Below are 19,173 nucleotides of genomic sequence, written 5' to 3'. Positions count from 1 at the left end.
TTTTGCAATGATTTGCTACATTTTGTCAGCACAGAATATGATAAAACTACACGACACAAACAAATTAAGTTGATTAAGATGTTGAATCGGCGATATATAGATCGAAGACTCGGCGTGTGGGGTTCATTGCATTTGAAATCAACATGGCAATTTTCCCTGATATAGGAAAGTTCAGGAAGTATTAAGAATTTATGAAACTTCAAGTTATCGCATGTGCCGTTGCAGTTGCAACTGGCGGTTTTTTTTTCTCCCATGCCATTAATGAGGCGCTTGCTGCTACAGATACTGTTTCTGTTACCCAGTCGATTCAGCCGACCAAAGAGCAGGCATTGGTTTCTCGGCAGCTTGCAACACTGGTCGATCGCCAGCATTATTTGAATATGCGTCTGGATGCAACCACATCCAATCGTATTCTAGATATGTATCTCGATAGTCTTGATCCAGATCATTCTATTTTATTGGCATCAGAAGTCGCCGAATATAAGAAGAAATATGGCCCGACCTTTGGTGCAGCCCTCAAAGCAGGTGATTTGTCTGGTCCATTTGCAATTCATGCACAATACCGCGCCCGCCTTAAGGCGTTTTACGAATATGTACTTGGTGAGTTGAAAAAGCCGCAAAATCTCAAACAATCGAATGTCTATGTCGATACAGATCGTGAGAAGGCGCCTTACTTTAAAACTGTTGCTGAGCAGCAGGATTACTGGCGCAAAATGCTGGTTTCCCAGTTGATTAACCTTACCATCAGTAAAGAAGAAGATCTGGCCAAGCAAAAAGCCTTGAAAGACAATCCTGCTCTAGCCAATGGTCAAGACCTTGCCAGCGCAGAAGATCTCACGCCAGTTCAAACCCTGACCAAGCGTTATACACGTCAGCTCGAACGAATTAATCGTGTGAAAAGTGATGATGTGCTGGATAAGACATTGAATGCCATGATGGCAACTTACGATCCACACAGTAATTATTATCCACCAATCGATGCAATGGAGTTGAATCGTCAGACCACTTTGCAACTTGAAGGTATTGGGGTGTCGATTCGTCCTGAGCGCGGTAATGAAGATTACACCAAAATTGAAACCATCGTTGAAGGTGGGCCTGCGAGTAAATCAGGACAGATCAAATCGGGTGATCGCATTATCGGTGTTGCGCAAGATGGCGACAAAATGGTGGATGTGATTGGCTGGCCTAGCTCTGAAATTGTCGGCTTGATTCGCGGTAAACGTGGGACAAAAGTGACTATCAAGTTACTTGGACCAGGTGCTCAAATGAGTCAGGCACGTACTGTTACATTGGTACGTGATGTAATTCAAGAAGATGATGCAGGGGTGCGTTCACGTACTGTTGAGATTACCCGCGATGGTAAGAAACATGTATTTGGTGTGATTGAAATCCCATCATTCTATTTGAATTATCGCGCGCGTCGAGCAGGCACAGAGTATCGTTCTGTTTCTGAAGATACCAATAATGCATTGAAAGCACTTTCTGCAAAAAATGTGGAAGGCATCATCATAGACTTGCGGAATAATCCAGGTGGTTCTTTAGAAGAAGTTGCTCGTATGCTCGGGCAAGTGATTAAGTCGGGGCCTGTTGTACAAATCCGTGACGGCAATGGCAATGTCAGCGTTTTTGAAGACAATGACGGCGGTGCTCAAACCTATGCAGGTCCATTGGCTGTATTGATTAATCTGGCATCGGCATCGGCCAGTGAGATTTATTCGGCAGCCATTCAAGATTATGAGCGTGGTGTAGTGATTGGAAGTACCACCACGGGTAAAGGGACTGCTCAGGTACAGCTGGATAGTTTGGCCTATGGTCAGGCAACCCTCACGCAGCGTAAATTCTACCGTGTGACAGGCGGCAGTACTCAGAATAAAGGCGTCATTCCAGACGTTAAGCTGGTCGATATTTATGATGAAGAGTTTGGTGAGCGTAAAGCCAAGAATGCTTTGAAATGGGATACTATTCCAACAGCACCGTTCAAACGTGAAGGTTCAATCCAGCCGTATGTAACTAAGTTATCTCAGCTTTCTTTACAGCGTGTTGATAAAGATCCTCAGTTTACTTATCTGGAAACACGTAAGTCGATTGCACAGGAAACCAAAGATCAGAAACGTGTTGTACTCGATATCGACCAGCGTAAGGCTGAAATTTTGTCACTTGAAAAGCAGACATTAGATGCCGAAAACAAACGTCGTCTTGCGACAGGTTTAAAACCGTATGCAAACTGGGAAAGTTATCAGGCCTCTCTGGATGCTCTTAGTGAGTCTAGAGCCAAAATGAAAGCCACGCAGCGTCCTGCACTTCCAGAAGAAGAAGCATTTGTGACAGAAGCGGGTAATGTGTTATTAGACTATTCAAAATTGCAGGGTCATTAATCTGGTCTAGCAAACGCAGTATTTTAAAATAGCTGTAAATTTTTCAAGGCCCGTTTTGTTCTGAGATGATTTGATAGAACGAAACGGGCTTTTTAATGCTCGGGATTGTCAGAAAAGTGTCATGTAAAGATCATGAAAATGTCAAATCTTGTGGCTAAACTTTGAGCTATGACAATAAATCGATGGATGGTTGTATGCCAGGTATATCCGCTACAACACTGCTAAAACAACAAAATATACCAGAAAGCTTTAAGTTTTATTTCAAACGCCGCTTTGCTCCGCTTGTAACTGATGGACCTCATTTAAATGAGCTGGTACGTCCCCGTTTAAAAATTGCAATCGTAACTGAAACTTGGCCACCAGAAATTAATGGCGTGGCGATGTCACTTTTACAATTATGTAAGGGCCTGCAAGAGCAAGGGCATAAAATTTTGTTGGTTCGTCCACAACAAAAGCGAGAATGTTATGAATTTTCGCCTCACAAAGAATGTTTGGTGCATGCACAAAGAATTCCAAAATACCCAGAATTACAATTTGGCTGGCCGCAGTATTTGAAGGTTGCAAAAGCATTTGAAGATTTTACTCCAGATGTTGTGCATGTGGTGACTGAGGGGCCACTGGGTTTGACGGCCTTGTATGCTGCACGTGCCAAACAAATTCCAGTATCCAGTGGCTTTCATTCGCCATTTCAGGATTTCAGCCGATTTTTTGATTTGGCATTTTTACTGAAACCTATTCAAGGATATTTGCGCTGGTTCCATAACCATACCCAAATCACTTGTGTACCAAGTCAGGATACAGAAAAGGCGCTACGCGCTTTTGGTGTGACCTGCCCGCTGAGTATTGTGGGGAGAGGCGTCGATCCTAAGTTCTTTTCACCAGATTTTCGTAACGAAGCGTTACGTGAACGATGGAAAGCTGCATCGGACACCGTCGTCATGTTATATGTTGGACGGCTTTCTCCAGAAAAAGAAATTCATATTCTGATTCAGAACTATGCTGCGATGCGGCGTGTTGAACCCAGGAATGTGAAACTGGTTATTGTGGGCAGTGGCCCAGACCGTGCCAGACTAGAAGCACTGGATGAAACGCAAGAAGTCATTTTTATGGGGAGTTTAAGTGGCAAGAATCTTGCAGAAGCTTATGCAAGTGCCGATGTTTTTGTATTTGCAAGTCAAGTCGAGACATTCGGTAACGTGGTTTTGGAAGCGATGGCAAGTGGTTTGCCTGTTGTAGCTTATGATTACGCGTGTGCACACCAGTATATACAACATGGTGTGACAGGGTGGTTGAGTCCTTTGGGGCAGCCAGCGACATTCATTCAGGCCATGCGACAACTTTCTGGTGTAAAACAACTGAGGCAAATGGGACAGCGTGCTCGTCAATGTGTTGAGCATGATGGATGGCAGTATCCCGTACAACAAATGGAACAGGCCTTATATCGGGTGGTAAAGGAGCCCTACATGAAATGAATCTAAGCGCAAGGCGTGAGGAGTAGTAAACATGATGAATTTTAAAAATGCGAAAATAAGAATGCTTGACCTTGATTTGAGAGGTTGTGTTTACCTGAATCATTTTTCACACTCTCAGCGAGTCGCCTGGTTTTTTAAAGGAATCAGCCGTTTGGGCGATGGTTTTTTTTGGTATGTCATGTTGGCATTGGTCTGGATCAATCAGGGTTTGATGTATGGCTTACAAATCCTGTATTTGGTAGTGGGTGGTTCAGTTGGAACAGGTATTTATAAGTTTCTCAAAAACAAGACCACTCGACCTCGGCCTTATCAGGTGCATCAAGTAATTGTGTTGGGTGAGCGACCATTGGATCATTTTAGTTTTCCTTCAGGTCATACGCTACATGCAGTCATGGCAACCATTACATTAGGTTACGTCCAACCGATATTGGTTGTTTTGATGTTGCCATTTACTTTACTGGTTGCACTGTCCCGGATGATTTTGGGGCTACATTACCCAAGTGATGTTCTGGTTGGTGCATTTATTGGTGCAATTGTAGCCTGTGGAATCGTATTCTGTGCGCCATTGGCGGGCATTGTTCTTTAATAAAGACATTCTCTCGGTTTTAGAAATTTGTTAGAGTAGCTTTAAGTTAAATCATGAAACAGGAAGTAAGAATGGGCTTACGTTGGACAGATACAATAGATATCGCCATAGAGCTTTCAGAAGCACATACAGACGTAGATCCTCAATGGATTCGTTTCACCGACTTACATGCATGGGTGTGTGCTTTGCCTGATTTTAGTGATGACCCATCCAAATCCACAGAAGGGCTGTTAGAGGCCATTCAAATGGCTTGGATTGACGAAGTTAGATAAAAAAATCATAAAAATCGTAACTTTTACATATTCAAAGCTGATTATTACCAGTGACATCGGTATAATGCGGCAAATTTTTTTCACGTTTGAAAGAGTTATAGGAGCCAATCATGGCAGTTGAACGTACTTTGTCTATCATCAAGCCAGATGCTGTAGGTAAAAATCACATTGGTGAAATCATTGCTCGCTTTGAAAAAGCAGGTTTAAAACCAGTTGCGATGAAATATAAACACCTTTCTCAAGCTGAAGCTGAAGGCTTTTATGCAGAGCACAAAGAACGCGGTTTCTTTGCTGACCTTGTTGCATTCATGACTTCTGGTCCAGTGGTTGTATCTGCACTTGAAGGTGAAAATGCAGTACTTGCTCACCGTGAAATCCTTGGTGCAACCAATCCAAAAGAAGCTGCGCCTGGTACAATCCGCGCTGACTTTGCAACAAGCATTGACGAAAATGCTGCGCACGGTTCTGACTCTGTAGCATCTGCTGAGCGTGAAATCGCTTACTTCTTTGCTGCGGACGAAATCTTCCCGCGCACTCGTTAATTAAAAGCATTTAAACCAGATAAGTGTTATTATACTTATCTGGTTTTTTTATTCTCTCTTGATGTGATTGCTTGTTTTTTAGGCAGTCTGATTTCATCTCAATTTTTGGTTTAGGTAATTACATGACTTCTGCAGTGGGCATTTCAGTGCCAAATACAGACGCACAATCCTCTCAATCTGCATCTCAAACGACTGTAGAGCAGGAAGTCTTGAAAAGTAAAGTTAACCTGTTGGGAATGTCGCGGATAGAGCTTGAACAATTTTTTGAGCAAATTGGAGAGAAAAAATTTCGTGCTGGCCAGATCATGAAATGGATCCATCAATATTTTGTGACTGACCTTGCTGAAATGACCAACATATCAGGTAAGTTGCGTACAAAACTTGAGCAAGTTTGCGAAATTAAAGCGCCTGAAGTTGTACATCGTCATTATTCAAAAGATGGTACACGTAAATGGGTTTTTCGGGTCGGTGAAGGAAGTGGTTCTTTGGTAGAAACCGTTTTGATTCCTGCCGAAGACAAAACAGGTTCACGCAAAACGCTATGCATTTCTTCGCAAGTCGGTTGTGCTTTGGATTGCTCATTTTGTTCGACAGGCAAGCAAGGTTTTCAGCGTGACTTGACACCTGCCGAAATTATCGGGCAGTTGTGGGTGGCTAACCAGTCTTATGTTGAAGATGTACCTGTGGCAGAACGTACCCGTGCAGTGACCAATGTGGTGATGATGGGGATGGGTGAGCCTCTACTTAATTTCAAACCAGTCGTACATTCCATGTCAATTATGCTCGATGATTATGCTTATGGCATGTCGAAACGTCGTGTGACGTTATCAACATCGGGTGTGGTGCCTATGATTGATAAACTTGCAGAAGAGTTAGATGTCGCCCTCGCAATTTCATTACATGCACCGAATAATCCTTTACGTGATGAACTGGTGCCAATCAATAAGAAATATCCGCTTGAGCAGTTGATTGCAGCAGCGCAGCGTTACATTACCAAAGATGGTAATGAGAGTGCCCGTAAGCATGTCACGATTGAGTATGTCATGTTAGATGGCGTGAATGATCATCCAGAACATGCTCAACAGCTCGTCAAATTATTAAAAAATTTACCAAGTAAAATTAACTTGATTCCATTTAATCCATTTCCGCATGCACCTTATGGACGTTCAAGCCGTAATCGTATCATGGCATTTCAAAAGACTTTGTCTGATGCTGGATTTGTGTGTACGATTCGTCAGACACGTGGTGATGATATCGATGCAGCCTGTGGACAGTTGGTGGGTCAAGTCGCAGATCGGACACGTCGTGCAGAACAATGGAAAAAGAAAGTTGCTGAGCGACAAGAGATTATTCGCTCGCAAGGATAATTATCTGGGGGTGGTGGGTTGAGCAAGTGGACAATAAACAAAACGTTGGGTTGTGCCGCCATTGTAGGGGCGTTTATTTTGTCTGGATGTCAGACTGTTCCAACCACCAAAGACCCTGAAAAGGGTGTAAAAGTACGTACTCAACTTGCTGCCGAATATATTAAATCTGGTGATCTTGATTCGGCTAAACGTGCTTTAGATCAAGCCTTAAAAGTAAATCCCAAAGATAGCAGTGCCAACATGATGATGGGTGTGCTGCTGCAACAAGAAGGTAGTCGCCCTAACCTTGAAAAAGCAGATGCTTATTTTGAGCGAGCTGTACAGCTTGATCCAGAAAATGCACAAGCGCATAACAACTATGGTACCTATTTGTATCAGATGAAACGTTATCATGATGCAATTCAACAATTGACACTGGCTGGTAGTTCATTAGGATATGACCAGCGCTATCGTGCATTGGAAAATATTGGGCGAATTTATTTGCATCTGGGTGGAGTCGCAAATGCTGAAAAAATGTTCAGTCAGGCGCTTCAGGCAAATCGTGATTCTTCCGTTTCGATGTTAGAGTTAGCAGAGATTTATTATTTGCAACAAAGAATTCCTGCCGCAACAGGTATGTACGAACAATATGTGCGTACAGTTGGGCAGAAAAATCAGGGTGCGCGAGCACTCTGGATTGGTATTCGTGTGGCGAGAGCCAATGCCGATCGGACTGGGGTACAGGTGTTAGTTAATCAGCTTCGTATTTTTTACCCAGATAGTTCAGAATATCAACGTTATTTGAAATTACAGTACAGTACTGAGGCCGTATGGAAATAAATCCTAATTCACAGCAGCCAACTGGCTCAAGTTTACCCACTTCTGCATTAGGAAATGTACAACGTCCCGGTGAGTATTTACGTCAAATTCGTATTGCGAAAAAGCTGGAGCTGGAAAGTGTTGCCGCAGATTTGAAAATGCCAGTTAAAACCTTAACTGCATTGGAAAATGACGATTATAAGGCGCTTCCAGAAGCAACCTTTATCAAGGGGTATTATCGTTCTTATGCCAAGTATCTAAGCGCAGATGCTTCGGTGATTACCCAGCGTTTTGATGAAATTTATGCCAACGATACCGGCTTGCTACCTAATCACGCCTTGACCAACTCACCGATTAAAATCATGGGCAAATTGCCAGGGTCTAACAGTGAGCGTAATCGTAAATGGTTAAAAAGAGGTGTTCTGATTGTTCTAGCCATCGCGTTGATTGCGCTGGTCGTTACAGTAATTCAGAACTGGTCAAATAAAAAGAGTGGGGCAACTGCACCAGCTGCATCTAATGTAGAAGTATTGCCACTCAATTCGGCATCTTCCACGTCGGGTGACCATCTTGTGCTAAACTTTACCCATCCCACTTCTGTACATATCGTGGACTCGACAGGCAAAGTTTTGGCAACAGGTCGTCAGGCTTCAACTTTAGAGTTAACGGGTCAATCACCGTTCCAGATTCGCCTTGATGATGCGACTGCTGTGTCATTAAGCCTGAATCAAGAGCAGATTTCATTGTCTCCTTATACCGTAAACGGTAAAGCAGAATTCCGTTTATCGCGTTAAGACAGAGAAAGTAGAGCAATACGATGATCGAAAATCCAATTAAACGCCGCCCCACTCGCAAAATTCGTGTTGGCTCTGTTTATGTGGGCGGAGATGCGCCAATCAGTATACAAAGCATGACCAATACCGAAACCTGCGATGTCGATGCAACAGTTGCACAGATTCAGCGCTGTGCTGACGCAGGGGTGGATATCATGCGTGTTTCTGTACCTTCTATGGAAGCTGCTGAGGCATTTGGCAAAATTCGCCAGCGTGTATCTGTGCCATTGGTGGCGGATATTCACTTTGATCACCGGATTGCACTTGCTGTTGCAGATTATGGCGCAGATTGTCTGCGTATTAACCCAGGTAATATTGGTTCTGATCAAAAAGTCCGTGAAGTGGTTGCAGCAGCGCGCCATCATGGAATTTCGATTCGCATTGGTGTCAATGCGGGATCACTTGAAAAAGATTTGCAGAAAAAATATGGTGAACCGACAGGTGCGGCTCTGTTGGAGTCGGCCATGCGTCATATTGATATTTTGGATCGTCTTGATTTTCACGAGTTTAAAGTGAGTGTGAAAGCATCGAATGTGTTTTTGACCATGGATGCTTATCGTTTATTATCTCAACAGATTGATAATCCATTGCACTTGGGTGTAACAGAGGCTGGTATTTATCGTACGGGTACGGTTAAATCTGCGATTGCACTGGGTGGCTTGCTGATGGAAGGTATAGGCGATACTATGCGTATCTCGCTTGCTGCTGAACCTGAAGACGAAGTCAAAATTGGTTTTGATATTTTGAAATCACTTGGATTGCGTTCTAACGGGATTAATTTTATTGCCTGCCCGAGTTGTTCGCGTCAGGAATTTAATGTCATTAAAGTGATGCAGGCACTCGAAGAGCGTCTTGAAGATATTCGAACACCGATGGATTTGTCGGTGATTGGTTGTAAAGTAAATGGTCCGGGTGAAGCCAAGGAAGCTGATATCGGTATTGTGGGGGCTTCTCCTCGTTCTTTGGTGTATCGTAATGGTGAAAAAAGTCACTTGATTGATACAGACCAACTGGTTGATGAAATTGAAGATATGGTTCGTCAGCGTGTTAAAGAAATTGAAGAAGCTAAATCTAAAGAAATTATTCGTAGTTCATCATGAGTTCAATTGTCGCAATAAAAGGTTTTAATGACGTTCTTCCTACTCAAACAGCAGCATGGAGACGTCTTGAGCAACATCTCGCATCCTTGATGGATGCTTACGGTTATCAGCAAATTCGTTTGCCAATCGTGGAGCAGACAGGACTTTTCAAGCGTGCCATTGGTGATGCGACAGATATTGTTGAAAAAGAAATGTATACCTTTTTTGACAAAGGAACACCTCCCGAATCACTTACACTACGTCCCGAAGGGACTGCAGGCTGTGTGCGCGCAATGTTGGAACATAACCTTCTGCGTGGCGCAACACCGCGTGTCTGGTATGTGGGGCCAATGTTTCGCTATGAAAAACCACAAAAAGGTCGCTATCGTCAGTTTCATCAGTTTGGTGTAGAAACTTTTGGTGTGGCAACGCCAGACATCGATGCAGAATTGATTTTGATGACAGCACGCCTCTGGAAACGTATGGGTGTTTCAGAGAAGGTTCAACTCGAACTCAACACGCTAGGTGAAATAGATGAACGTGCAGCCTATCGTACGGCGTTGGTTGAATTCTTAACTCAGCATAAAGAGGCTTTAGATGAGGATTCACAGCGCCGTCTTGGCACCAACCCTCTGCGTATTCTGGATTCTAAAGTTGAGTCTACTCAAAAAATTTTAGAAAATGCACCCAAGCTGCATGATTTTCTTCAAGAAGATTCGTTAGCGCATTTTAATCAGTTGCAAGAATACCTAACCCATGCAGGCGTATCATTTGTAATTAATCAAAAACTGGTTCGAGGTCTTGATTATTACAACAAAACTGTATTTGAATGGACCACCACTGCACTGGGTTCTCAAGGTACGGTGTGTGCTGGCGGTCGCTATGATGGTTTGGTCGGACAGCTCAAGGGTAAAGCGGATCAATCGGTTCCTGCTGTCGGTTTTGCGATGGGTATGGAGCGTTTATTATTGCTGCTTGAGCAAGTTGAACAGGCAGAAGTAGTTCGTGATTGTGATGTGTTTTTAGTCGCAGAGTCTGCTTTTCAAGGACATGCACTGGTTTTGGCTGAACAGATTCGTGATCAGTTCGAAGGATTAGCAAGTACAATCCGAGTTAAAACAGGTTCGCAAGGTAGTATGAAAAGCCAGATGAAAAAAGCGGATCAGTCGGGTGCGCATTATGCTGTAATTTTGGGTGAGAGAGAGTGGACTACCCAAGAATTGACAGTAAAAGAGCTAGCAACGTCTGAGCAATCTCAAGTCGCTATTTCGGAACTTGTACCGTTTTTAGTTAAAAAATTTGAAAAATAAGCTGAAGAATTGAAGGATAAAGGACACTCACATGAGCGCATTAAGTGAAGAAGAACAACTCGATAACTTGAAGTCGTTCACGAAAAAATATGGTTCGGCCATTATTAGCGGTATCCTTATTGCGCTCATTGCCTTTTTTGGTTGGCAGTACTGGCAAAAGAAGACCTTGGCTGAAAACCAGACGCGTACAGCAAAAGTTCAACAACTGATTGATCAGGCACAAGCAGCCGAAGCCAATCCTGATGCTTTGAATAATTTATATGCTGCAGCAGACAAAATCGTGAAGGATGCACCTGATTCGATTCAGGCTGTGCAAACCGAATTTTTACTTGCCAAGATCGCTTATGACAAAGGTGATTATGCAACTGCTGAAAAATCATTGAAAAAAATCGAAAATTCAAAAATAAATGATGAAGGGCTTGTGCAACTGATCAAATTACGATTAGCTAATGCGCAACTTGCACAAAAGAAGTATGATGAGGCGTTAAAAACGCTATCACTGGTCACCGATCCAGCATTTAAAGCCACTGCTGAAGAAGCACGTGGCGATGTCTATGTCGCAAAAAATGATATTGCTTCAGCACGCAAAGCATATCAAAGTGCATGGAATGTATTGCTTGAACGTAAACAAGAGCGTCAAATTTTACAAATTAAACTCGAAAGTGTAGGCGTTTTAGTAGATGATCCTGAGATCGAGCGCCCGATTCTAGACACACAGGTGGATGAGTCTTAATGGATATAAAGTATAAATTCCCGTTTGCACTAATCATTGCATCAGCTGCATTAGTTGGCTGTACGAGTAATCAGGTTAAAAAGGAAGAGGCTAAGCCAAATCCATTACCTAAACTTGCTCAAACGCAAACGCAAGCACTCGTTCCTATTTTTTCACAAAGTGTTTCGTCGATGCCAAAGGCAGATCCGCTGCGTTTGCAACTCGACACGCTGAATGGCGTCATTTTTGTACCAGATCCGAAAGGCAAAGTTTCTGCTTATCGTGGAAAAGAACGTCTATGGACGACACGTGTCACGAAGCACCGTTTGACTGCGGGTACGGTTGCGGGTGAAGGTATTGTTGTTGTAGGCAATATCAAAGGCGAATTGATTGCACTTGATCAGCAAACAGGTCAACAAAAGTGGAAAGCACAATTGACGGGTGCCGTGTTGAGTCCATCTCTGATTTATCAGGGGCGTGTGACGACTATTGCGAACGATGGTACTGTGTTTGCACATGATGCGGAAACGGGTCAGCAGGTTTGGACCTATAAAATGCCGACCATTCAGTTTAGCTTGCGTGGTCAGCCATCACCTGTGATGTTAGATGACCGTACTGTGGTTGTGGCAAGTGCCAATGGTTATGTCTATGGTATTGACGTGATTAGTGGTGTGCCTCGCTTCCAGCGCCGTGTTGCGGTAAGCGAAGGACGTTCGGATATTCAGCGCCTGATTGATATTGATGGTGACCCAGTCGTTTCTGGTCAATATCTGGTGACGGTGAGCTATCAAGGCCAAGTGACGGTAACCGACTTGACCAACTTAAGTGTGGTCTGGAATCAGGATGCGAGCAGTAATAAGCGTCCAGCCGTTTATGATAATAAAGTTTTTGTCGCACAAGCCGATGGCAAGCTGACCGCTTATGATTTAGGAACAGGTTCTAAGTTATGGGAAAGTGACGTATTGCTGAATCGTCAATTGAGTAACCCAGTCATGCTTGGAAAAGACTTGGTGGTGGGTGATCTGGATGGTGTGATCCATCTGATTAATCCAGATTCTGGTCAATTGATTGGTCGTGCCAAGACCCGTGGAGAAGTGAGTTCGCTGCGTGTGGTTGATGGTCATTTATATACATCGACCAGAAAAGGTGCCTTAACCATCTGGGAAGTGCGTTAATTTTTCCTCAGCTTGTGTTAAACTAGCCGCTTGGCGAAACGCTTATCAAATTCATCGGGGTATTTTGAATATCTAGACATTCAAAACCCCGTATTTTTATTTGGGCCTCTGGCCTTTTATCTTCCTTAAATTTTTCGTTTCTGATGCAGATGCCATGAGAGATGGCAGATCTTGAAAAAGGTTACTCTATGAAACCCGTTATTGCGCTCATTGGTCGTCCGAACGTCGGAAAATCAACATTGTTTAACCAGATTACCAAGAGTCGTGATGCACTCGTGGCTGATTTTGCAGGGCTTACCCGTGACCGTAAGTATGGTGATGCGGTTTACCAAAATAAATCATTTATTGTGGTTGATACTGGTGGTATTGGTGAGGGTGAAGCGGGCATTGACGCTTACATGGCTGAACAATCTAAAACAGCCATTCATGAAGCAGACATCATTATTTTTGTGGTTGATGCACGTGCAGGCTTGCTGGCATCGGATGAACAGATCGCGCGTGAAATCCGTAGCTTAGGTAAAAAAGTCTACCTCGTGGCCAACAAAGTAGACGGTGTTCATGCAGAAGCTGCTGTGGTGGAATTTTACAAGCTTGGCTTTGGTGAGCCGTTACATGTAGCGGCGAGTCATGGTCGTGGCGTGGCGCAAATGCTTGAAGATGTGCTGGTAGATGTACCAGAAGATGAAAATCCTGAAGACCACGATAAAGCTACAGGCCTGAGACTGGCAATTATTGGTCGTCCAAATGTGGGTAAATCAACCTTAGTCAATCGCCTGTTGGGCGAAGAACGTGTGGTGGCGTTTGACCAGCCAGGCACAACGCGTGACTCGATTTATATTCCATTTGAGCGTGATGGGCGTCAATACACGCTGATCGATACTGCGGGTGTGCGTCGTAAAGGTAAAGTCGATGAAATGATTGAGAAATTCTCGGTCGTTAAGACGCTACAAGCCATGAAAGATGCACATGTGGTCGTGGTGGTGGTCGATGCGCGTGAAGGAATTGTTGAGCAAGACTTGCACTTGATCGGTTATGCACTCGAAGCTGGCCGTGCCATGGTGATCGCCATTAATAAATGGGACAACATGACCGAGTATGATCGTAAACAATGTAAACTTGATGTTGAACGTCGCTTTGACTTTATTCCTTGGGCGAAGATTCACTTGATTTCTGCGCTGCATGGTACGGGTGTAGGTGAGCTTTATCCGTCCATTCATCGTGCATATGAGTCGGCTAATCTCAAAGTTTCACCAGCCAAGCTGACCCAGATTTTAAATGATGCAACAGAGGCGCATCAGCCTCCAATGATCAGTGGTCGTCGTATCAAAATGCGTTATGCGCATATGGGTGGACAAAATCCACCAACGATTGTGATTCATGGCAATAAGGTTGATAAAACGCCAGCGGATTACCGCCGTTACCTCGAAAATGTATTCCGTAAAGTCTATAAGCTTGAAGGTACGCCTGTACGTATCGACTTTAAAACGTCTGAAAATCCATTTGAAGGTCGTAAGTCTCAAGTCGATGAGCGTGTGGCTGCACGTCGTCGTCGTTATGTGCAAAAATTTAAGAAAGCAGAGAAAAAGTTTAAGCGTTAATTACCAAATTGCTAAGCCCCGAAAATGTTCGGGGCTTTTTTATACACTGTATTTATTTTTATTAAATAATATCTTAAAGAAAATAAAACGTAATTTTTTGTTAATTTAAGTACTAGTGGTATAATTTCGCTCCAAATTTTTATGTTTTGTTCATTTGATTATTCAAGGCACGGTCGAGCATGCTGCAACTTCATCTTTCTAACTTAAGAGTTTATGATGCTCAACAAGGCCTACCTGTGCTTGAACATATTCCAGCCATCCAACGACGTCGGCTTTCTGCTTTAGCCAAGTTAGCATTGAGTGCTGCCTCTGAGGCAAAGCAACAGCAATCTGTTGATTATATCGTTTGGGCTTCCCGTTATGGTGATGAAGCCAAAACCTTAAATATTTTAAAGGATGTGCTAACGGAGCAGACCCCATCACCCACCCAGTTTTCGACTTCTGTACATAACGCAATTGCTGGCTTGTATTCCATCTTGTGTAAGGATGAAACGGTATCGACGAGTCTGAGCTGTTCATGGACTCAGGCAATGATTGAAGCCTATGCGATTTTAAAAGCACAGCCTGACATTCAACAGGTGTTACTGGTATATTACGAGGCAGCTTTACCTGATATTTATCAGGATCGGGAAGATTTTGAACCATTTGCCCTATCTACAGTATTAAGTTTAAACCAGGCCAATATTAAACTGTTGTCAATTGAGCAAACTGATCAACTCGATGTCATCGATTTTTATCATTTTTGGCAAGATAAAAATCGATCAAAATTGCTAGGATGGCAAAAATGCTCAAGTTAAAAACAATAAAGCAAAAAGCAAATTACGTCTGGCGTGTCGGTGCGACAGGCTTGAGCTTTGCCAGTTTTGGCATTGGAGGAATGACGATAGCAACCGTGATTGCTCCGCTCGTCAATATCTCCACACGGGATCCTCATACGCGTCAGCAACGTGCCCAAAAAGTCATTAAAACCAGCTTTAAAGGCTTTACCGAGATGATGGTTAAGCTCGGTATTATGACGTATTCGGTAGAAGGTCTGGAAAAGTTACAGCAGAGCCGTCAGGAATTGGTGATTGCAAATCATCCGACGCTCATTGATGTGGTGATTTTGATTGGATTGATGCAACAGGCCAACTGTGTCGTGAAAGAGTCTCTCTGGTCTAATCCTTTTACAAGTGGGCCTGTACGTAGCGCAGGTTACATTTTAAATGCAGGATCTAATCAATTTATTCATGATTGCGTGACACGTTTACAGCAAAATAATGCCGCTTCTCTGTTAATTTTTCCAGAAGGAACTCGAACCCAGAAAGATGAACAGATTAATGAGTTTCAGCGAGGTGCTGCCAACATTGCGATTCGAGCCAATGTGCCGATTCGACCAGTGCTGATTCGCTGTACACCCACCACATTAACCAAAAACGAAAAATGGTATCACATTCCATCAAAACCTTTTCATATTGAAATAAAGGTGTTAGATGCAATTTCCATTTCAGATGCCTTAACTGATTTGAGCGTAAATCCTAAAAATGTACGACTATTAAATCAGTATTTACAACACTTTTTTAAGCATGAGTTATCCCAATGAGCAATCTTGCTGATGAAATAAAACAGATGATTATTGATGTTTTGGCCCTTGAAGATATCCAGATTCAGGATATCGATGAGACCGCACCTCTATTTGGTGATGGACTTGGCCTTGATTCGATTGATGCCCTTGAGTTGGGACTTGCGCTGAAGAAGCGTTATCACATTCATTTAAATGCGGAATCGGATGAAACCAAGCAGCATTTTCGTTCAATCCAAAGTTTGGTGACTTTGGTTGAAGCACAACAAAAAGCATAAGAGGTCGCTATGTTAAGTCAAGAACACATTCTTTCTACTTTGCGTGAATGGATGGAAGATTTATTCGAGATTGAACCAGAAACGATTCAACTCGATTCAAATCTTTATTCTGATCTGGATGTTGATAGTATTGATGCTGTTGATTTGATTGTAAAAATTAAAGAGTTAACAGGTAAGCAAGTCAAACCTGAAGATTTTAAAAATGTTCGTACAGTACATGATGTCGTGACTGTCATTCAAAATATGACGGCCTAATGAACAGCCTATTCAAATGGATCATCGCGATATGCTTTATCGCGTATCCATTTATTGTAGGGTGGAGTCTGGCGCATGGACATTTCTATGTGGCGAGTTTGCTATTGATTGGGATAGGACTGATTCGATTCCTCAGCAAATCTAATTCATTATTGTGGCCATTAACTGCATTTGCTGTGTTGTGCGGCAGCTTAAGTTTAATCCTCAATGATCATGCTTGGTTGAAGGTCTATCCTGTATTGATGAGTTTAGGTGCATTTTGCATTTTTGCTTCTACATTATGGCGACCACCCTCTATGATTGAACGCTTTGCACGGATTATGGAACCCGATTTACCTGAGTCGGGTGTGCAGTGGACGCGAAAAGTCACCATGATATGGTGCGGTTTTTTTCTGATCAATGCCAGTATTGCATGGTGTACGGTCATATGGATGTCGACCCAAATCTGGGTCATTTATAATGGTTTTATCTCCTATGTGTTGATGGGGATTCTTTTACTTGGCGAATTTATATTAAGAAAACGTTATCGACGTTTACACCATAATGATGAACAATCACTTGAATGATTTTATTCGGTCACCCCGAACCTTGGCGATCAATGCTCAACTAAAAGCAATTTCTTTTGCAGAGTTTTGGCAGGATGTTGCAGCACAGGCGGCCTGGATTCAACCATCCCCCCAATCTGTCTGGGCGTTATGGGAACAGGACAGTTATGATTTTTTAGTCCTGTTATTTGCAGGGCTGGTCGCCAAGAAACGTATCCTTCTTCCACCAAATCGTGTCGCACAGCTAGAACAAGACTTTCGTAGGCAGGACATTCACTTTCTCTCACGTCAGTTGAGTATTTCACCAGTACAGATGATACCAATTCCTGAATGGAACACTGAAACACTCAATCAGGCACATATCGATTTTTATACATCAGGTTCGACAGGACAGCCCAAACGTATTGAGCGAAATTTGGCGCAATTACTCTCTGAAGTACAGGGACTAGACCAGACTTTTGGTTTAGCCGAGAACAGCATTGCGCTGGCAACTGTGAGTCACCAGCATATCTATGGTTTACTGTTTAAAGTGCTCTGGCCACTTGCCACGGGACGATGTTTTTACAGTCCACAATTGGGATTCCCGGAAGATGTGGTGATCATGCAACAGCGCTTCACTACGTCTAATAGGCAAAATTATGTGATCTCCAGTCCAGCATTATTAAAACGCTGGAATAAAGATATGGTATTGCAAGCGTGTGAAGCTGTGTTTTCTTCAGGTGGCAAGCTGGAGTCTGGAATCCGACCTCAACTGAATGATGCCATTACTGAAATTCTGGGAAGCTCCGAGACGGGTGGTATTGCTTATCGACATCAGGATCATGCCGCATGGCAGGCTTTTGCTGATGTTGATATCCAGATTGAGCAAGCACATTTGCAGGTTAAAACGGCGCATGCTTATACCGAGCAATGGATTGAAACAGGCGATTTGGCACAATGGCAGCAATTAGACAATACCACACTCGGCTTTGAACTTTTAGGTCGTGCAGATCGTTTAATCAAGCTTGAAGAAAAGCGGCTGAGTCTGGATGCAATTGAGCAGGGGATTCAGTCACAACCTCAGGTTGAGCAGTGTCATGCCTTGGTGGTTGAGCATGAGCAACGGCAGCTTCTCGCCTGCATCGTGGTACTCAACGCTGATGCACGTGCATCTTTAAAGCAGTTGGGCAAGCGCCAGTTTGTATCGCAGTTAAAACACCAGTTATCCCATGGTCTTGAGCGCATTGCGATTCCGCGTCTTTGGCGTTTTCTCACGGATATTCCGCACAATAGTCAGTCCAAGCGAGATAAACATTATTTAAAAAGTTTGTTTCAGCCGATGCTATATCCCGTTGTTTTACAACGTACAGCACTTGAAAACGAGCATTGCTGGACACTTGAATTTTCACCAGAACTGGAATGTTTTAAAGGGCATTTCCCAACACAACCGATTTATCCTGGTGTCGGGCAGATTGGTTTTGTTGAGGCTTTTGCCAAACAGATTTGGGCCGATCTGGACTGGTGTAGTGGCTATGAGCAACTTAAGTTTCAGCATGTGATTGTGCCTTATAGTGTGATCGCGATGAAATTGACACGTAAGCAACATAAAATCAGTTTCGAGCTGCACCAGCAAGATCAAACCATGGCATCTGGACGCTTGCTATTTGCGCTAAAGATTGCAGGTGAGGAGCGTTCGACATGACAGCTTATGGTTTTATTATTCCAGTGTTTAATCATCCGCACTATCTGGATCAGTTGGTGGAAACTTTAAGCCGTTATCAATTGCCTATGATTTTGGTTAATGATGGCAGTAATGAAGAATGTAGCACTAAGCTTAGAGTGCTGGATCAGAGCTATACTCAAGTACATCTGGTTGAGCATGCTTATAATCAAGGTAAAGGACAGGCGGTGATCACTGGGCTACACTATGCTGATCAGCTTGGACTCAGTCATGCCTTGCAAATCGATTGTGATGGTCAGCACCAGTGGGCGGATGTCGAGCAGTTTTTACAGTTGTCGCAGCAATACCCAGAAAAAGTCATTATTGGACAACCCATTTTTGATGCATCGATTCCTAAAAAGAGATTGTATGGACGTTATTTAACTCACGTCTGGGTCTGGATCAATAGCCTGTCTTTTGAGATTAAGGACAGTATGTGTGGCTTTCGAGTTTATCCGCTCGGACCCACTTTAAAGGTCATCAAGCAGGCCAAGTTTCAGCCACGTATGGGCTTTGATAGTGAAATTCTGGTCCGTCTGAAATGGGAAAATCTCGCATTTATAAATGTGCCGACAGCTGTGATCTATCCAGAACATGGTATTTCTCATTTTCATGCATGGCGTGACAATGTCGGAATGAGTCAGGCGCATGCCCGTTTGTTCGCGGGGATGCTATGGCGATTCCCCAAACTCTTAAAACAAAAGATTAAGGCCTAA

General features: G+C 43.2%; 20 protein-coding genes. All 20 read left to right on the top strand.

Translation table 11 applies throughout. The features are described from left to right. The first annotated feature begins 191 nt into the window (after positions 1 to 191). The 20 genes from F952_RS00510 (at position 192) to F952_RS00415 (ending at position 19,173) form a co-directional block, all read left to right on the top strand. The gene (locus F952_RS00510) at positions 192 to 2,375 is read left to right on the top strand and encodes a carboxy terminal-processing peptidase (protein ID WP_004920021.1); all 2,184 of its coding nucleotides are present in this window, start codon (positions 192 to 194) and stop codon (positions 2,373 to 2,375) included. 182 nt (positions 2,376 to 2,557) lie between these two features. Then, positions 2,558 to 3,847, top strand: a complete 1,290-nt coding sequence (locus F952_RS00505) for a glycosyltransferase family 4 protein (protein WP_011182072.1) — start codon at positions 2,558 to 2,560, stop codon at positions 3,845 to 3,847. A gap of 34 nt (positions 3,848 to 3,881) precedes the next feature. After that, entirely contained in the window at positions 3,882 to 4,433 is a 552-nt protein-coding gene (locus F952_RS00500; protein ID WP_026056982.1) for a phosphatase PAP2 family protein, read from the top strand. A gap of 71 nt (positions 4,434 to 4,504) precedes the next feature. Next, a complete protein-coding gene (gene iscX / locus F952_RS00495) occupies positions 4,505 to 4,705 on the top strand; it encodes a Fe-S cluster assembly protein IscX (RefSeq protein ID WP_004920012.1) in 201 nt (66 codons plus the stop codon). Positions 4,706 to 4,815: 110 nt separating this feature from the next. After that, positions 4,816 to 5,247, top strand: a complete 432-nt coding sequence (gene ndk / locus F952_RS00490; RefSeq protein ID WP_004920009.1) for a nucleoside-diphosphate kinase — start codon at positions 4,816 to 4,818, stop codon at positions 5,245 to 5,247. 122 nt (positions 5,248 to 5,369) lie between these two features. After that, a complete protein-coding gene (rlmN, locus tag F952_RS00485) occupies positions 5,370 to 6,614 on the top strand; it encodes a dual-specificity RNA methyltransferase RlmN (protein WP_004920007.1) in 1,245 nt (414 codons plus the stop codon). A gap of 18 nt (positions 6,615 to 6,632) precedes the next feature. After that, positions 6,633 to 7,433: a type IV pilus biogenesis/stability protein PilW gene (gene pilW, locus F952_RS00480; protein ID WP_011182074.1), complete on the top strand. Its 801-nt coding sequence runs from the start codon at positions 6,633 to 6,635 to the stop codon at positions 7,431 to 7,433. Next, positions 7,424 to 8,206, top strand: coding sequence for a helix-turn-helix domain-containing protein (locus tag F952_RS00475; RefSeq protein ID WP_004919996.1), 783 nt, complete (start codon positions 7,424 to 7,426; stop codon positions 8,204 to 8,206). Before pilW ends, F952_RS00475 begins: the two co-directional genes overlap by 10 nt. Positions 8,207 to 8,229: 23 nt before the next feature. After that, positions 8,230 to 9,345, top strand: coding sequence for a flavodoxin-dependent (E)-4-hydroxy-3-methylbut-2-enyl-diphosphate synthase (ispG, locus tag F952_RS00470; protein ID WP_004919993.1), 1,116 nt, complete (start codon positions 8,230 to 8,232; stop codon positions 9,343 to 9,345). Further along, positions 9,342 to 10,634: a histidine--tRNA ligase gene (gene hisS / locus F952_RS00465; protein ID WP_004919990.1), complete on the top strand. Its 1,293-nt coding sequence runs from the start codon at positions 9,342 to 9,344 to the stop codon at positions 10,632 to 10,634. Before ispG ends, hisS begins: the two co-directional genes overlap by 4 nt. A 31-nt stretch (positions 10,635 to 10,665) precedes the next feature. Beyond that, positions 10,666 to 11,367: a YfgM family protein gene (locus tag F952_RS00460; protein WP_004919988.1), complete on the top strand. Its 702-nt coding sequence runs from the start codon at positions 10,666 to 10,668 to the stop codon at positions 11,365 to 11,367. After that, the gene (gene bamB, locus F952_RS00455) at positions 11,367 to 12,521 is read left to right on the top strand and encodes an outer membrane protein assembly factor BamB (protein WP_004919986.1); all 1,155 of its coding nucleotides are present in this window, start codon (positions 11,367 to 11,369) and stop codon (positions 12,519 to 12,521) included. Before F952_RS00460 ends, bamB begins: the two co-directional genes overlap by 1 nt. A 188-nt stretch (positions 12,522 to 12,709) precedes the next feature. Continuing rightward, the gene (der, locus tag F952_RS00450) at positions 12,710 to 14,119 is read left to right on the top strand and encodes a ribosome biogenesis GTPase Der (protein WP_011182075.1); all 1,410 of its coding nucleotides are present in this window, start codon (positions 12,710 to 12,712) and stop codon (positions 14,117 to 14,119) included. 179 nt (positions 14,120 to 14,298) lie between these two features. Then, positions 14,299 to 14,916: a beta-ketoacyl synthase chain length factor gene (locus tag F952_RS00445; RefSeq protein ID WP_004919980.1), complete on the top strand. Its 618-nt coding sequence runs from the start codon at positions 14,299 to 14,301 to the stop codon at positions 14,914 to 14,916. Then, the gene (locus tag F952_RS00440; RefSeq protein WP_100222861.1) at positions 14,895 to 15,701 is read left to right on the top strand and encodes a lysophospholipid acyltransferase family protein; all 807 of its coding nucleotides are present in this window, start codon (positions 14,895 to 14,897) and stop codon (positions 15,699 to 15,701) included. The genes F952_RS00445 and F952_RS00440 overlap by 22 nt, the downstream gene beginning before the upstream one ends. Next, positions 15,698 to 15,958 carry a phosphopantetheine-binding protein gene (locus tag F952_RS00435; protein WP_004919976.1) on the top strand — a complete coding sequence of 87 codons (261 nt, stop codon included), beginning with the start codon at positions 15,698 to 15,700 and terminating at the stop codon, positions 15,956 to 15,958. The genes F952_RS00440 and F952_RS00435 overlap by 4 nt, the downstream gene beginning before the upstream one ends. Positions 15,959 to 15,967: 9 nt before the next feature. Next, positions 15,968 to 16,213 carry an acyl carrier protein gene (locus F952_RS00430; RefSeq protein WP_004919972.1) on the top strand — a complete coding sequence of 82 codons (246 nt, stop codon included), beginning with the start codon at positions 15,968 to 15,970 and terminating at the stop codon, positions 16,211 to 16,213. After that, the gene (locus F952_RS00425) at positions 16,213 to 16,779 is read left to right on the top strand and encodes a COG4648 family protein (protein ID WP_004919970.1); all 567 of its coding nucleotides are present in this window, start codon (positions 16,213 to 16,215) and stop codon (positions 16,777 to 16,779) included. Before F952_RS00430 ends, F952_RS00425 begins: the two co-directional genes overlap by 1 nt. Continuing rightward, the gene (locus F952_RS00420) at positions 16,760 to 18,439 is read left to right on the top strand and encodes an ApeI family dehydratase (protein WP_017385262.1); all 1,680 of its coding nucleotides are present in this window, start codon (positions 16,760 to 16,762) and stop codon (positions 18,437 to 18,439) included. The genes F952_RS00425 and F952_RS00420 overlap by 20 nt, the downstream gene beginning before the upstream one ends. Further along, positions 18,436 to 19,173 (top strand): glycosyltransferase family 2 protein, encoded by a 738-nt coding sequence (locus tag F952_RS00415; RefSeq protein WP_004919966.1) that lies wholly within the window; start codon positions 18,436 to 18,438, stop codon positions 19,171 to 19,173. The genes F952_RS00420 and F952_RS00415 overlap by 4 nt, the downstream gene beginning before the upstream one ends.

The organism is Acinetobacter baylyi DSM 14961 = CIP 107474, from assembly GCF_000368685.1.
GTDB classification, from domain to species: Bacteria; Pseudomonadota; Gammaproteobacteria; order Pseudomonadales; family Moraxellaceae; genus Acinetobacter; species Acinetobacter baylyi.
The sequence above is the reverse complement of the archived record's forward strand: the minus strand, read 5'-3'. Positions and strand labels throughout refer to the sequence as shown.

Coding starts and splice junctions, on each gene's coding strand:
- F952_RS00510 (WP_004920021.1), top strand. CDS start 192: ATGAAACTTCAAGTTATCGCATGTGCCGTTGCAGTTGCAACTGGCGGT.
- F952_RS00505 (WP_011182072.1), top strand. CDS start 2,558: ATGGATGGTTGTATGCCAGGTATATCCGCTACAACACTGCTAAAACAA.
- F952_RS00500 (WP_026056982.1), top strand. CDS start 3,882: ATGAATTTTAAAAATGCGAAAATAAGAATGCTTGACCTTGATTTGAGA.
- iscX (WP_004920012.1), top strand. CDS start 4,505: ATGGGCTTACGTTGGACAGATACAATAGATATCGCCATAGAGCTTTCA.
- ndk (WP_004920009.1), top strand. CDS start 4,816: ATGGCAGTTGAACGTACTTTGTCTATCATCAAGCCAGATGCTGTAGGT.
- rlmN (WP_004920007.1), top strand. CDS start 5,370: ATGACTTCTGCAGTGGGCATTTCAGTGCCAAATACAGACGCACAATCC.
- F952_RS00475 (WP_004919996.1), top strand. CDS start 7,424: ATGGAAATAAATCCTAATTCACAGCAGCCAACTGGCTCAAGTTTACCC.
- ispG (WP_004919993.1), top strand. CDS start 8,230: ATGATCGAAAATCCAATTAAACGCCGCCCCACTCGCAAAATTCGTGTT.
- hisS (WP_004919990.1), top strand. CDS start 9,342: ATGAGTTCAATTGTCGCAATAAAAGGTTTTAATGACGTTCTTCCTACT.
- F952_RS00460 (WP_004919988.1), top strand. CDS start 10,666: ATGAGCGCATTAAGTGAAGAAGAACAACTCGATAACTTGAAGTCGTTC.
- bamB (WP_004919986.1), top strand. CDS start 11,367: ATGGATATAAAGTATAAATTCCCGTTTGCACTAATCATTGCATCAGCT.
- der (WP_011182075.1), top strand. CDS start 12,710: ATGAAACCCGTTATTGCGCTCATTGGTCGTCCGAACGTCGGAAAATCA.
- F952_RS00445 (WP_004919980.1), top strand. CDS start 14,299: ATGCTGCAACTTCATCTTTCTAACTTAAGAGTTTATGATGCTCAACAA.
- F952_RS00440 (WP_100222861.1), top strand. CDS start 14,895: ATGGCAAAAATGCTCAAGTTAAAAACAATAAAGCAAAAAGCAAATTAC.
- F952_RS00435 (WP_004919976.1), top strand. CDS start 15,698: ATGAGCAATCTTGCTGATGAAATAAAACAGATGATTATTGATGTTTTG.
- F952_RS00430 (WP_004919972.1), top strand. CDS start 15,968: ATGTTAAGTCAAGAACACATTCTTTCTACTTTGCGTGAATGGATGGAA.
- F952_RS00425 (WP_004919970.1), top strand. CDS start 16,213: ATGAACAGCCTATTCAAATGGATCATCGCGATATGCTTTATCGCGTAT.
- F952_RS00420 (WP_017385262.1), top strand. CDS start 16,760: ATGAACAATCACTTGAATGATTTTATTCGGTCACCCCGAACCTTGGCG.
- F952_RS00415 (WP_004919966.1), top strand. CDS start 18,436: ATGACAGCTTATGGTTTTATTATTCCAGTGTTTAATCATCCGCACTAT.